The following is a 13,066-nucleotide window of genomic DNA, read 5'->3' as shown; positions in this document are numbered from 1 at the left end:
TGCCCCCTCTGCGGGATTCGGGCCGGCCGGTGGCACGGCCTCGGGTCCCCGCCTTAGACCAGCAGCGCGTTCACTCGCCGCACGTAGGCGGCCGGGTCGGCGGGCAGGCCGCCTTCGGCGAGCAGGGCCTGATCGAACAGGATGTTCGCGAGGTCCTCGAAATGCGGCGAGCCCTCGAGCTTCTTCACCAGCGGGTGCTCGGCATTCACTTCAAGCACTGGCTTGAGCTCCGGCGCCGGCTGGCCGGCCTGCTTGAGCATGCGCGCCAGCTGCGTGCTCATGCCGCCGTCCTGCACCACCAGGCAGGCGGGCGAATCGACCAGGCGGGTGGTCACGCGCACATCCTCGGCCTTGTCCTTCAGCGTTTCCTTGAGCCGCTCCAGCAGCGGCTTGAAGGCCTCGGCCGCTTCCTCGGCTGCCTTCTTCTCGGTCTCGTCCTGCAGCTTGCCCAGGTCGACCGCCCCCTTGGCCACGCTCTGCAGCGGCGTGCCGTCGAAGTCGGTGAGGTAGTTGAGCGCCCATTCGTCTACGCGGTCGGTCATCAGCAACACCTCGATGCCCTTCTTCTTGAAGATCTCGAGCTGCGGGCTGTTCCGGGCGGCGGCCAGCGTCTCGGCCGTGATGTAGTAGATCGCCTCCTGGCCTTCCTTCATGCGCGACTTGTAGTCGGCAAAGCTCACGCTCATTGTGTCGCTGCTGGTGGAGGCGAAGCGCAGCAGCTTGGCGATGCGCTCGCGGTTGGCGAAGTCCTCGCCCAGGCCTTCCTTGAGCACGGCGCCGAACTCGGCGTAGAACTTGGCGTACTTGCCCGATTCATCGCCGTACTCGGCCGCGGCCTCGGCGGCCAGGGTGGTGTCGGCGTTCTTGTCGACCACGTCGGTCACGCCGTCGGCCGGGTTGGGCGCGGGCACCGACTCGCCGGAGCCGATGTCGAGTTTTCCCTCATCGCCGCTGCTCGTCGTGGTCTTGCGTTGCTTCTTCGCCAGGTCTTCGAGCATGCCGAGCACGCGCTTGGTGCTGCCCTCGCGAATCGCCTTCACGTCCCGGCTTTCCTGCAGCAGCTCGCGGCTCACATTGAGCGGCAGGTCGGCCGAGTCGATCACGCCCTTGACGAAGCGCAGGTAGCTCGGCAGCAGCGCCTCGGCATCGTCCATGATGAAGACGCGCTTGACATAGAGCTTGACGCCCGCGCTCTTCTCGCGGTTCCAGAGGTCCATCGGCGCCTTGGAGGGGATGTAGAGCAGCTGCGTGTACTCGGTGTTGCCCTCGACGCGGTTGTGGCTCCAGGCCAGCGGCGGCTCGTAGTCGTGGCTGACGTTCTTGTAGAACTCGACGTACTGCTCGTCCGTGATGTCCTTCTTGGGGCGGCTCCACAGCGCGTTGGCTTGGTTCACCGGCTCCCATTCGCCGGTCTTGACCATCTGGCCGCCCTTGTTGTCCTCGCCCTCCTTCCACTCTTCCTTCTCCATCAGGATGGGCAATGAGATGTGGTCCGAGTACTTGGAGATGATGGACTTGAGCTTCCAGAGATTCAGGTACTCCTCGGCGTCGTCGCGCAGGTGCAGGGTCACGCTGGTGCCCCGCTGCGGGCGGGTGATGGTGTCGACCTCGAAGTCGCCGGCGCCGGTGCTGACCCAGCGCACGCCCTCTTCGGCCGGCAGGCCGGCGCGGCGCGACTCCACCGTGATCTTGTCGGCCACGATGAAGCCGGAATAGAAGCCCACCCCGAACTGGCCGATGAGCTGCGCGTCGGCTTTCTGGTCGCCCGACAGTTTGCTCATGAACTCCTTGGTGCCGCTCTTGGCGATGGTGCCCAGGTTGTCGATGGCCTCCTGCTGCGACAGCCCGATGCCGTTGTCGGCGATCGTGAGGGTCTTGGCGTCCTTGTCGAAGGACACGCGCACCTCCAGCGTGGGCTGGTCCTCGTAGAGCGCCGGCTGGTCGATGGCTTCGAAGCGCAACTTGTCGCAGGCATCGGAGGCGTTCGAGATCAGCTCGCGCAGGAAGATTTCCTTGTTCGAGTAGAGCGAGTGCGTCACCAGGTGGAGCAGCTGGGCGACTTCGGCCTGGAAAGGAAGTTTGGTCTTGGAAAGCGTCATGACTGGCTCGAGAGAAATGGAAACGTGGGTGAACTCGGGGCGAACCGAGAACTTTACAAGACCGCGCAGATGCAAATCTAAGCGGCAGCAGACTGGCAGATCGTTTCGCAGACGCCCAAGAGTGCAGGCGCCGGACTTAGAGCAAACCCCTAGCAGAGGCCGAATACATAAGCATTCTCCGTAATATTTTTGAATTCTTAAGTTCTAAAAAAACAAGAAATTTCTCGCCTACATTTGCCCACCTTCGACCAGGGCAACATGAACAAGAAAATTCTTCTGCTGGCCGCTCTAGCTGCCATCGCGCCGCTCATAGCGCGTGCTGAATCGAATTCGACCACCGGCGCCGGCAGTCTCTCGGCGACCGCAAGTCTGCGCTTCGGGATCACCATTCCCAAGGTGTTGTTCCTTCAAATTGGCACGGGCACCAGCTACACCGCCAACCCGACGGTGGACAACATCAATTTCGTCGTGCCGGCCAGCAGCGTCGGCAACGGCACGGTGCTGGCTGGCACCGGAGGCGACCTCTTCTTGTCAAGCATTGTCACCGTCCGCCTGCTCGGCAACAGCGGCGACATCTTGCTCAACAGCACGACCACCGGCGCACTGAGCAGCGGCGTCGCGAGCAATCCCACGGTGCCTTGGAGCGACATCCTCGTGACGACCAGCGCCTTGCCGAATGCGACCTTCGGCTTCATCAACGGAGCCATCGCCCACCCCGCGTTCAGCACCGGCCCCGTCGGCGGCCCAGGCACCCCCGTCACGGTGGCCGCCACTGGCGGCAGGGTGCGCCGGGAAGGCCTCTGGTTTTACAGGTACGCCAATTCGCAAGCAGTGCCAGCAGGCACCTACGGTGGCTCCGCCGCCAAGAACGGCCTCGTTGTTTACAGCGCGACGGTGCCCTGAGTCAGGGATGCCGAAATCCCGCCCCTCGCCGGTGAAAACATTTAGCGCAACTTTTTAACGGAAGTATTCAATGGTAATTTTCTGAGAACTTTAGTGTTCACATTTTTTGCAGGTACTCACCTACATTGCGGCCACCTTAACAACCCACTTTCTTCGGATCCCTATGAAAAAACTCCTCGTGATCGCTGCCTTTGCCGCTATCGCACCGCTGGCGGCCCATGCCGAATCGAATTTCGTGACCGGCGCTGGCGCCCTGTCAGCGAGCGCAAGGCTGAACTTCAGCATCACCATTCCGAAGGTGCTATTCCTGCAAGTGGGTACGGGCACCATCTACGCGACCAACGCAACGGTAGATGCCATCGATTTCAGTGTGGCGGCCGGAAACGTCGGCGGCGGCGCAGTGGCGGGCACCGGCGGTGACCTGACGGCTGGCGCCGTCACGGTTCGCGTGCTCGGCAACACCGGCACGGTGACGCTCAACAGCGGGGTCACTGGCCCGCTGAGCACCGGCGTTGCCGGCAATCCCACGGTGCCGTGGAGCGACATCACGGTGGCGTCCGGCGCGTTGGGGTCTACCACCGCCGGATTCATTAACACGGGCATCGCCCACCCGGCCTTCAACACTGCTGCAGCCGGCGGCAGTTCGACGACTGGGACCACGCTCGCGGCCACGGGTGGCCTGGTGCGCCAGGAAGGCAAATGGACCTTCGCGTACGCCAACACTGCGACGCTGCCGGCGGGCACCTATGGCAGCACGGCGGGCAACAACGGCGTCGTGACTTACACCGCCACCGCGCCCTGATCCAGGCCAGCCCCTGCAGTCACCCGGGCAGCCCTCGACACAACCATCGCCGGAGCCGGCGGCAACCTGAGCCCACCGCCGCAAGGCAGCGTCGACCGTGAAAACCTTGCCCGCCTTTTTCCAACGTGCCGGACGACGCCCCTTGCTGGCGCTGGTTGCGGCACTCTGCAGTGCGGGCCCGCCGGCGGCCCTAGGCTTCACGGTCGACATCACCCCCGGTAGCCGGGCGCTCTTCCTGCAGGTCGGCGCGGGCACGGTGACGGGCGGCAACTTCAACAGCGGCGGCACGCCCGGCAGCAACACCACGGTCAACAGCGCCTCGGTCACCGTGCCCAGCGCACAGATCGGTTCCGGCGCCGGACAGACCATGACGACCGACAGCACGCTCACGGCCAGTGCGTGGGATGGCCGCGCGTTCTGCACCTCGCCCGCCAGCACCGGACAGGTGTATGTCGGCGGCTTCTTTCGGAGGCCGGGAAACGGCAGCGGCGGCAGCGACGCCATGCTCAGCGTCAGCACGCCTGCCGCGCTGATCAACGCGGATGGCGCCACCCTCGCCTTCAGCAACGTCGCCTGGACCTCGTCGGGAAACGGAGATTCAACACCGACCCTTCCGAGCGGCGCGTTCACCGGGGGCGCGCAGACCCTGCTCACGGTCACCCGCAACACCTGGTTCGAAAGCTGCCTCGCGTTCCGCTACCTCAATACCCAGCTGGTCCCCGCGGGCACCTTCACCGGACGTGCGACCTTCACGCTGAGCACGCCATGAAGGTCTGCTGTCTTCACTGGCCGATTGCCGCCCTGTTCGCGCTGGCGTTGCAGGCCGCAGCGCATGCAGCCACCTACCGCGTCGACGACACAGGCACCTATCTCAGCCAGCCCACGACGCCGATGCGCTGGCGCCAGCTGGCGCCCGGCCGCGCAGGCGACAACACGGTGGACGGCCGCCTCGCCGTGGCGCTGCGGCTCAACCTCTCGCCCTGGTTGAACCGGTCCGCGCGCCTCTACATGGGCCTGGCACCGACCGAGGGCGAACAGATGGTCGCCACCTGGCGCACGCAGGGCCGGCTCTTGCCCGGCACGGTGCGCGGGGGTGGCCGCACCCTGGTGTTCGAGGGCGCGGTGCGCGAGCCCTTCCTCCATGAAAGCATCGTGCTCGACCTGATGGCCGACGGGCGTGCCGTGGAGCGGGCGCAATCGCTCCAGTTCTACTTCGAAATCGAGGTCACGCCTTGAAGAGCCTTGCCGCTTTCCGCATCGCCGCTGCCCTCGCCATGGGGGTGGCGGCCATCTTGCCAGCCCACGCCCAGTTCTCGCTGGCCGTCTCGCCGCCGCGCTTCGAGCTCTCCGCCAAGCCCGGCCAGCGGGTGAGCGAGGTGCTCGAGCTGACGCACCGCGACGAGCGCGCCGGTGCCTACAAGCTCAAGACGGCAGACTGGACGCTGCGTCCGGATGGCTCGGTCGACTTCAGCGACGAGCTGCTGCCCGGCAGCTGCCGCCCCTGGGTGGCGATCGAGCGGCGCGAGCTCAGCATCACACCCGGGCGGCCCTACCGCTTCCGCTTCGAGGTGGCGCCACCGGCCGACGCGCCGCCGACGGAGTGCCGGTTCGCCGTGATGATCGAAGGCCAGCAGCCGACGGCCGCGCCGAGCATGCCGATCGCGCTGGGCGCGCGCATCGGCGTCATCGTGTATGTCGCCGTGGGCGAGGTGGCGCCTGTGCTGGAACTGGCGGGCGCCACCGTCAAGACTGTCGACGGCCGCCCCACGCCCGTGCTCAAGGTCCGAAACACCGGCAACGCGCATGGCCGGCTGGCCGGCTTCCTCGGCGGCAAGGACGCCGACGGCACCGCGCTGGAAATTCAGGCTGCCACAACGCCCGTCATGGCGGGCGAGACACGCGAGATCGCGCTGGTCGCGACCAAGGCCGGCGACACCGAGACCGCCGTCGCGATCCGCTACCCCCTCGTGGTCAGCGGCAAGCTCGAATGGGGCCGCAAGGGCTCGATGGCCATCGAGCAGCGATTCGCGCCGTGAGACGAACGCTCGCGCGTCACGCCCTCGAACTGTGCTGGGCGGGCGCCACCCTGGCCGGAGCGTCTGCGTGGGCCCAATCCGCGCCGCCCGCTGCGGCATCCGCCGGCGCTGGCGAGTACGTCGACCGCGTCCTCGACGACAGCCCTCAGGCGGCACAGGGCGAAGAGGCGATGGGCCTCCGCGACACCGGCTGGCCGCGCGACTGGAGCGTGGAGGGGCAGTCCACCCGGCAGAGCGGCGCGGTGCGCCAGGCCAGCCAGTCGCTGCTGTTCTCCGGCCATGTCGACACGCCCGACTACGGCACGATCTCGGCCAATCTCAACCTGAACCGCGACAGCGCACCCGTCACGGGCCTCGGCCTCGTCGGCAGCACCGGCACGCCGACCACGGTGGTGCCCTACAGCTACCGCACCGGCAGCACGTGGCGCATCGATCAGCGCGGCATGCCTTTCGACGGCGGCTGGTTCGCCAACAACAGCGTGGGCAACATCAACATGGCGAGCACGCCGCTGTCGCGCGGCATCGGCCGGGTCTATCTGCCGAACCTGCCGATCGAGGGCGTGGCCGCCACGCTGGAGCAGCCGGGCCGCACCAGCTTCAATGCCTCGGCGGGGCGGCTCGGTTTCTTCGACGGTCTCAACTTCCAGGGCTTCACCGCCGGGCGCGGAAGCGCGGTAAGCCTGGGAGCCCAAACGCAACTGGCCGGCGCCGAGGGCGCGTTGGCGCCGAATCGGGTGGACGCGGCGGCACAGATGACCGAGACGCGTGACGTCAACGGTAACGGGGTGCCCGGCTACGCGCAGAACACGCGTTCGCTCTGGACCGCCGTGGCCTGGCAAGGCCTGGCACCTTGGGCCGACTCACTGGGCAGTGGTTTCGGCGGCCTGGCCGACAAGGTGGGCGGCATGCGCATCCAGGCCAATCTGGCGCGCAGCCAGGGCCGGCCTTCGGACGCCGGTTCGCTGGCGCGGAGTGACTCGGCCACGGGCGCCTGGGTCGACGCTGCCTGGCGCAGCGAGCTGATGCAGCAAGCGGCATCGGTGTTCTATTTCGAGCCATCGCTGCGCTGGGGCGGCGACTCGCTGCCGAACAACCTGCGCGGCGCGTCCTGGCGCGGCGACATCGCGACGCGCCAGTGGCAACTCGGCGGCAACGTCGAAGCCAGCGACAGCGTCAGCGGCCTGCGGCGCAGCTCGATCTTCGGCAACCTCTTCGGCCACTGGCGCTTCGACTCGCGCGACGCGATCTCCGCCACCCTGGCGGCGCGCAGCGGCAACTTCGCCGCACAGTCCATGCAGCTCACCTGGGAGCACAGGTCCGACTGGGGCTACACGCAGTGGCGCACCGATGTCGCCCACGGCACCGAGCTGCGCGTGCTGCGCAGCGGCGTCGACCATGCCTGGGCCGTGGGCGAGACGCAGTGGCTCTCGACCTCGCTGGCGCTGGAGCACTCGCGCGAGCAGGGGGTCGAACGGCGCACGGTGTATTGGGGCGTGCTCGGCACCACGCCGCTGCCGGCCGGCGCGCGCCTGGACCTGAGCCTGCGCGGCAGCAACGGCACTGGCGACAACAGCGCGCGCTTCCTGAGCGCCAACGCGCGGCTGAGCTGGCCGCTCGGCCTGGGCTGGTCCTTCATTGCCCAATACACCGCGGCGCACGGGCAGGAATCGCTCAATCCGGCGGTGGTGTCAGCGCTGTCTGCTGCGACGCAGGCACCGGTGCTGACCACGCCTTCGAGCCGCAGCTTCATGGTCGCGCTACGTTACGAGAACCGAAGCGGCCTGGCGAGCGCGCCGATCGGCGGCATGCCCGGCAGCGGAGCAGGCCGGCTCGAAGGTCATGTGTTCTTCGACCAGGACAACAGCGGTCGGCGCGAAGCCAGCGAGGGCGGCGTGGCTAACGTGACGCTGGTGCTCGACCGCCGCTACGTGGCGCGCACCGATGCCCAGGGCTTCTACAGCTTTCCTCAGGTCGTGGCCGGCCCGCACGAGATCGAGCTCGTCCAGGACAACCTGCCCCTGCCATGGAGCAGCGCTGCCCCCTCGCGGCGCATCGAGGTGCGCGTGCGCGACACCGTGACGGCAGACTACCCGGTGCAGAAAGAGCGCTGAGCGGCTGACGGCGCGGCGTTCCGCGCGAGCTTCAATCCGGCCGAGCGAACTTTCGGCTGATTGCGCAGGACACTTCCGTCGGATCTACTCCGGACAGATCCACGAGCGTACCGGCGGCGCCTCAACTTTGGCGCGGCGCTGCCGATATGCGGAGACCGGGCGTCGCTGCGACGTCTCCCGTCTTCACTGCCTCGTGCCGTCCGTGTCCGCCAGCGTCTTCTCCAAGGGGTTTGCATGAAAAGCGCCCTGATTGCCCTGCTCCTGCTGCCGCTGGCTTGCGCGGCGGAAACGCAGGTGGGCGCCAACAGCGCAAGGGCCCGGCTGACTTTCACGGTCATCGTGCCGCCGGTGTTCCGGGTCCTGCAGGCGACGCCCATGGCAGGCGGTTTCGAGTACCGCGTCTGGACCAACCAGCGCTCCGTGGTGCTCAATGGCCGCGAATTTCGCTTCACCCACGCTGGCGAGAGCACGTTGAACCTGCCTGCAGCGCCGTCGGCCCTCTGCGTGGTGCACGGGCTTTAGCGAGCCTGGCTGCGCGGCTCAGTGCGCTTCTCGGCGAGGCGCTGCGATTCAGGCGCGCGCAACCGACAGGAGGCCATCGATGGCGTGGACGACGCCTTGCCGCGCCTCGACCGTGGGCGTGCCCTCGACCAGCATCGTGCGGATCAATCCGAGGGTGTTGAGGAGCTCGGCCTCCATGTCGGTGAGCAGCGGAATCATCTCGTAGCGTGGGTACTGGCCGCGCGCGCCCAAGGGGCGGCCGGGTCCGGACAGATCCACGTTGTAGCCTTCGCAAATAGCTTCGGTTTGGGTCTTCATGGTCTCGATTTGCCGAGTTCCGCACGAGGCGGGATTGCCGATACTTCAGCTCAGCTCAGTTGCATCAATTCCGACAGTCGCCGGCCGACAGCCTGCATCTTCGTGCTCTTTTCCCGGGCGCGACGCTGCGCCAGTTGCTCGAGCGCCATGGCCACGGACTCGGCCCCGGCATCGCCTTCCTCGCAGCGGCGGCGCCACTTCTGTGCGAGCGCCGAAAGCTGTTCGCTGCTGAGACGCTTGGGCGGCGAGTCCAGCTCGGCTTCGGCCTGCACCCGGCGTCCACCCGACGGCGGAAGCGTGGCGCGCAACAGACGAAGAAGGCCGTTGGACGACCATTGGGTGCGGGTGTTGGTGTGAACTTGCATGTAATACATTGTGCCTAGTTAAACACAAAGTAACAAGCGCTTTTTTACTACTTTCGCCTGCATTCAACGCCGCAGGCTCAGGCCGGCAGATAGACCCTCGCGATCAGTCCGGTGCCGCCTTCCTCCTGCTCGCTGCGGTTGCTGAGCGCGATGCGCAGCCCGTGCCGCAGCGCCGCCGTGCGAGCGATGGCAAGGCCCAGCCCGCTTCCGCCGGCCGAGGTGCCGGGCACGCGGAAGAAGCGGTCGAACACCCGCGTCATGAACTCCGGCGGGATGCCGGGCCCGTTGTCCACCACGTCCACCACCGGCCGGCCCTGCACCGCGTGCAGGCGCACGTCGACCACGCTGCCCTCGGGCGCGTGACGCAAAGCGTTGTCGATCAGGTTGTCGAACACGCTGCGCAGCTCGGCCGCGGGCGCGCTGACCACGGGCGCCACCGTGCCGTCGAAGCCGACATCGATGCGGCGCCGATCCGCCACCACCATCAGCTGGCCCAGGCTTTCGCGCAGCAGCGCGGCGACATCGACCGGCTCGGCGGTCGACGCCGGTGCGGCACTTTCCTGGCGCGACAACCGCAGCAGTTGCTCGATCAGGTGCTGCGCACGGGTGACGCCGGCCTCGAGCTGGGCGAAGCGCTCTGCCGCGTCGCCCGCCGGCACATGGGCGCGCAAGTTTTCGAGCTGCAGGCCGATGGCAGCGACCGGGGTGCGCAACTCGTGCGCCGCGTCCTGCCCGAAGCGGCGCTGGGCCGCGAAAGCGTCGCGCAGGCGTGCCAGCAGGCTGTTGAAGGCGCTCACCAACGGCGCGATCTCGTCGGGCACGCGCGCCAGCGAGAGCTGCGAGAGGCTGCGCTCGTCCTGTGCGGCCACCTCGCGCGCCACGGCGTGCAGCGAGTAGGAGCTGAGCCACACCACCATCCAGAGCACCGCCAGGGAAACCGGCAGCAGCAGCGCGATCGGCAATGCCGCGAACAGGGCGCGGTGTGCCACCTCGTGGCGCAGGAAGCTGCCGCTCTGCGCGATCTGCACGCGGAGCTGAAGGGGCCGGGCGCCGGCCTCGGCGGTGTAGACGCGCCAGTCGTCGTCGCGGTCGGCGCCGGTGCGCACGTTGCGCAGCCCGGGCCCGGCCTGCAGGGGCACGGCGAGCCGGGGCCAGGAGCTGGCGAGCAGCCGGCCGTCGGGGCTCCAGATCTGGACCACGAAGGCGCCCCACTTGAAGACGCTCTCGTCCGCCTGCGGCTGCAGCACCGGCGTGTTGTCGTTCGCGGCGTAGGAGTTGGCCAGCAGCTGCATCTGGTCGTCCATGAAGGTGTGGACCATGCGCCCGTAGCTCATGTAAGAGGCCCAGGCCGCAACGCCGGCGGCGATCAGGTGCAGGGAAACCAGCCACAGCAGCAGCTTGCCGCGCAGCGAGCAGGGCATGTACCAAGGCCGCGGGTAGTGCATGTATTTCTTCATGCCCCCGCCACTCGCCATCCGAGCCCTCGCACGTTGCGGATTGCGTCGGGCCCGAGCTTGCGCCGCATGCCGTGGATCAGCACGTCCACCGCGTTGCTGGTGACCTCCTCGCCCCAGCCGTAGATGCGGTTCTCGAGCTGCTCGCGCGACAGGATGGCGCCCGGCCGCTCCAGGAGCGCGTGCAGCAGCGCGAACTCGCGCGCCGTCAGGGCCTCGCGATCGCCGTTGCGCAACACCTCGCGCGTGGTCAGGTCCAGCTGCAGGCCGTCGCCGCCGATCACCGAATGCGCCGCGCCGTCGCGGCGGCGGATCACGGCGCGCATGCGCGCCAGCAGCTCGCGGAACTCGAAGGGCTTGAGCAGGTAGTCGTCGGCGCCGAGGTCGAGGCCGTGGATGCGGTCCTCCAGGCCATCACGCGCGGTGAGCACCAGCACGGGCGTGGTATCGCCCCGCTCCCGCGCCCTGCGCAGCACCTCGGTGCCATCCTGCCGGGGCAAGCCGAGGTCGAGCAGCACGCAGGTATAGCCGCCATCGGCGAAGGCGCTCTGCGCCAGCGCGCCGTCACGCACCCAGTCGACCGACCAGCCGGCGCCCTCGAGCGCATGCCGCAGGCTGCTCCCGATCATCTCGTCGTCTTCCACCAGCAGCGTGCGCACGGCGCCTCCTTTTTGCGAACCCAGCGAAGACTACAGGCCGATTGTTAGCGCGTCGTGAGGTGTTTCGCTAGAAGCGCTCGTGCGGGCCGAGGTAGCGCCACTGCCCTACCGGGAGGTGTCCGAGCACCACGCGGCCGATGCGGATTCGCTTCAAGCCCACCACCTTGAGCCCGACCAGCTCGCACATGCGACGGATCTGGCGCTTCTTGCCCTCTGTCAGCACGAAGCGCAGCTGCTCCGGGTTCTGCCAGTCGACCAGCGCCGGCTTGAGCGGCTGGCCGTCCAGGCTCAGTCCATGGCGCAAGCGCTGCAGCTGCTCGCGCGGGAAGGTGGCCTGCGGGTTCTGCGCCACATCGCCGTAGCTCACGCGCACCAGGTACTCCTTCTCCATGCCTGAGCCCTCGCCGATCAGCTGGCGCGCGACACGGCCGTCCTGCGTCAGCACCAGCAGGCCCACCGAATCGATGTCCAGCCGGCCGGCCGGTGCCAGGCCGCGCAGCTGGGGCGGCGAGAAGCGCACGTGGCTCGGGTCCTCGCGCCAGTGCGTTCGCGGGTTGATCAGCACCACCGCGGGCTCGTGGCCGTCCTCGGCCTGGCCGCTGACATAGCCCATCGGCTTGTGCAGCAGGATGGTGACCTGTTGCTGCTGCTGGTTCTGGGCCTTGCGATCGACCTCGATGCGATCGGCAGGGCCGACCTTGAGCCCCATTTCAGCGGGCCGGCCGTTGACCTTGACCCACCCCTGCGCGATCCAGTCGTCGGCCTCGCGCCGCGAGCACAGGCCGAGCTCGGCCATGCGCTTGTTGAGTCGGGTCAGTTCGGGGATGTCGGACATGTGCAACGAGGGGCTCGGACGCGGCGCGCCATTGTCTGCCATTCGACAGAGCGGCGCCGAGGGTTGGCCGGATGGCACATCGCATTCCGGCGCGCCGCCGGCCATACTGGAGCGAGCGCTTCGCCACCCTTCACCGGAGGACACGCCATGCCACGCTATGTCATCGAACGCACGCTCCCGGGCGCCGGAAAGCTGTCGGATCGCGACCTCAAGGCGCTGTCCATCAAGTCCCGCGGCGGCCGTGCGGCTCACGGCACCAGGCGGTACCCGACGGCAGTCTCGGTCAGCAGGTGCATCGGCTGGGCCGGGTCGGCTTCCAGCTTCTGGCGCAGGTGCCCCATGTAGATGCGCAGGTAATGGCTCTGCTCGGCATGCGAGGGCCCCCACACTTCGCGCAAGAGCTGGCGATGCGTGAGCACGCGGCCGGCATTGGCGATCAGCACCGACAGCAACCGGTACTCGGTGGGCGTCAGGTGCACCTCTGCGCCGGCGCGCCGCACCAGGCGCGCGCTGCGGTCGACCTCGACCTCGCCGAAGCGGAACACCGGCTCGGTGTCTTCGCTGCCGTTGGCAGTGCGCGGCCGGCGCAGGTTGGCGCGCACCCGGGCCAGCAGCTCGCCGGTCCCGAAGGGCTTGGTCAGGTAGTCGTCGGCGCCGGCATCGAGCGCGGCGACCTTGTCGGCTTCGTCGGTGCGCGCCGAGAGCACGATGATCGGCACGCCCGACCATCCCCGCACATCGCGGATCAAACCGACGCCATCGCCGTCGGGCAGGCCGAGATCCAGCACCACCAGGTCGGGCTGCCGCGTACCGGCCGCCACCAGCCCCTCGCGCAGCGTCGCCGCCTCATGCACCTGCCAGCCCTCGGCCTCCAGCGCGCCGCGCACGAAGCGCCGGATCTGGGGCTCGTCCTCGATCACGATGGCGGTGGGGGATGGCATGTTGAGGTAGGCGGGAACGGGGGCCGAACGAATGTCCGAATT

Annotated in this window: 14 protein-coding genes; 7 read left to right on the top strand and 7 right to left on the bottom strand. The window is 68.0% G+C overall.

Translation table 11 applies throughout. The features are described 5' to 3' along the window. Positions 1–53: 53 nt before the first annotated feature. On the bottom strand, positions 54–2,099 hold the full coding sequence (htpG, locus tag G3W89_RS03355; protein ID WP_162572764.1) for a molecular chaperone HtpG: 2,046 nt from the start codon (positions 2,097–2,099) through the stop codon (positions 54–56). 258 nt (positions 2,100–2,357) lie between these two features. On the opposite strand from htpG, the gene G3W89_RS03350 reads away from it, so the two are divergent. The 7 genes from G3W89_RS03350 to G3W89_RS03320 all read left to right on the top strand — a co-directional run bounded on the left by G3W89_RS03350 (position 2,358) and on the right by G3W89_RS03320 (position 8,473). After that, a complete protein-coding gene (locus G3W89_RS03350; protein ID WP_162572763.1) occupies positions 2,358–3,002 on the top strand; it encodes a hypothetical protein in 645 nt (214 codons plus the stop codon). 163 nt (positions 3,003–3,165) lie between these two features. Next, positions 3,166–3,804, top strand: coding sequence for a hypothetical protein (locus G3W89_RS03345; protein WP_162572762.1), 639 nt, complete (start codon positions 3,166–3,168; stop codon positions 3,802–3,804). A 97-nt stretch (positions 3,805–3,901) separates the two neighbouring features. Then, complete coding sequence (locus tag G3W89_RS03340) at positions 3,902–4,573, top strand: hypothetical protein (RefSeq protein ID WP_162572761.1); 672 nt, start codon at positions 3,902–3,904, stop codon at positions 4,571–4,573. Beyond that, positions 4,570–5,040, top strand: a complete 471-nt coding sequence (locus tag G3W89_RS03335; protein WP_162572760.1) for a hypothetical protein — start codon at positions 4,570–4,572, stop codon at positions 5,038–5,040. Before G3W89_RS03340 ends, G3W89_RS03335 begins: the two co-directional genes overlap by 4 nt. Continuing rightward, a complete protein-coding gene (locus tag G3W89_RS03330; protein WP_162572759.1) occupies positions 5,037–5,840 on the top strand; it encodes a hypothetical protein in 804 nt (267 codons plus the stop codon). The genes G3W89_RS03335 and G3W89_RS03330 overlap by 4 nt, the downstream gene beginning before the upstream one ends. Beyond that, a complete protein-coding gene (locus G3W89_RS03325) occupies positions 5,837–7,951 on the top strand; it encodes a hypothetical protein (protein WP_162572758.1) in 2,115 nt (704 codons plus the stop codon). Before G3W89_RS03330 ends, G3W89_RS03325 begins: the two co-directional genes overlap by 4 nt. A gap of 234 nt (positions 7,952–8,185) precedes the next feature. Next, the gene (locus G3W89_RS03320; RefSeq protein WP_162572757.1) at positions 8,186–8,473 is read left to right on the top strand and encodes a hypothetical protein; all 288 of its coding nucleotides are present in this window, start codon (positions 8,186–8,188) and stop codon (positions 8,471–8,473) included. Positions 8,474–8,521: 48 nt separating this feature from the next. Here G3W89_RS03320 and G3W89_RS03315 read toward each other — a convergent pair whose 3' ends face one another. The 6 genes from G3W89_RS03315 to kdpE form a co-directional block, all read right to left on the bottom strand. Further along, positions 8,522–8,770: a hypothetical protein gene (locus tag G3W89_RS03315; RefSeq protein ID WP_162572756.1), complete on the bottom strand. Its 249-nt coding sequence runs from the start codon at positions 8,768–8,770 to the stop codon at positions 8,522–8,524. A 50-nt stretch (positions 8,771–8,820) separates the two neighbouring features. Then, entirely contained in the window at positions 8,821–9,135 is a 315-nt protein-coding gene (locus tag G3W89_RS03310; protein WP_162572755.1) for a hypothetical protein, read from the bottom strand. Positions 9,136–9,212: 77 nt separating this feature from the next. Then, on the bottom strand, positions 9,213–10,592 hold the full coding sequence (locus G3W89_RS03305; RefSeq protein WP_232076298.1) for a sensor histidine kinase: 1,380 nt from the start codon (positions 10,590–10,592) through the stop codon (positions 9,213–9,215). Continuing rightward, positions 10,589–11,248 carry a response regulator gene (locus G3W89_RS03300; protein ID WP_162572754.1) on the bottom strand — a complete coding sequence of 220 codons (660 nt, stop codon included), beginning with the start codon at positions 11,246–11,248 and terminating at the stop codon, positions 10,589–10,591. The genes G3W89_RS03305 and G3W89_RS03300 overlap by 4 nt, the downstream gene beginning before the upstream one ends. 67 nt (positions 11,249–11,315) lie before the next feature. Continuing rightward, a complete protein-coding gene (locus tag G3W89_RS03295) occupies positions 11,316–12,083 on the bottom strand; it encodes a pseudouridine synthase (protein ID WP_162572753.1) in 768 nt (255 codons plus the stop codon). 248 nt (positions 12,084–12,331) lie between these two features. After that, positions 12,332–13,024, bottom strand: a complete 693-nt coding sequence (gene kdpE / locus G3W89_RS03290) for a two-component system response regulator KdpE (protein WP_162572752.1) — start codon at positions 13,022–13,024, stop codon at positions 12,332–12,334. Positions 13,025–13,066: the final 42 nt, after the last annotated feature.

It is taken from the genome of Variovorax sp. PBL-H6 (assembly GCF_901827155.1).
Classification (GTDB): domain Bacteria; phylum Pseudomonadota; class Gammaproteobacteria; order Burkholderiales; family Burkholderiaceae_C; genus Variovorax.
This window is presented reverse-complemented; position numbering and strand designations above follow the sequence as displayed.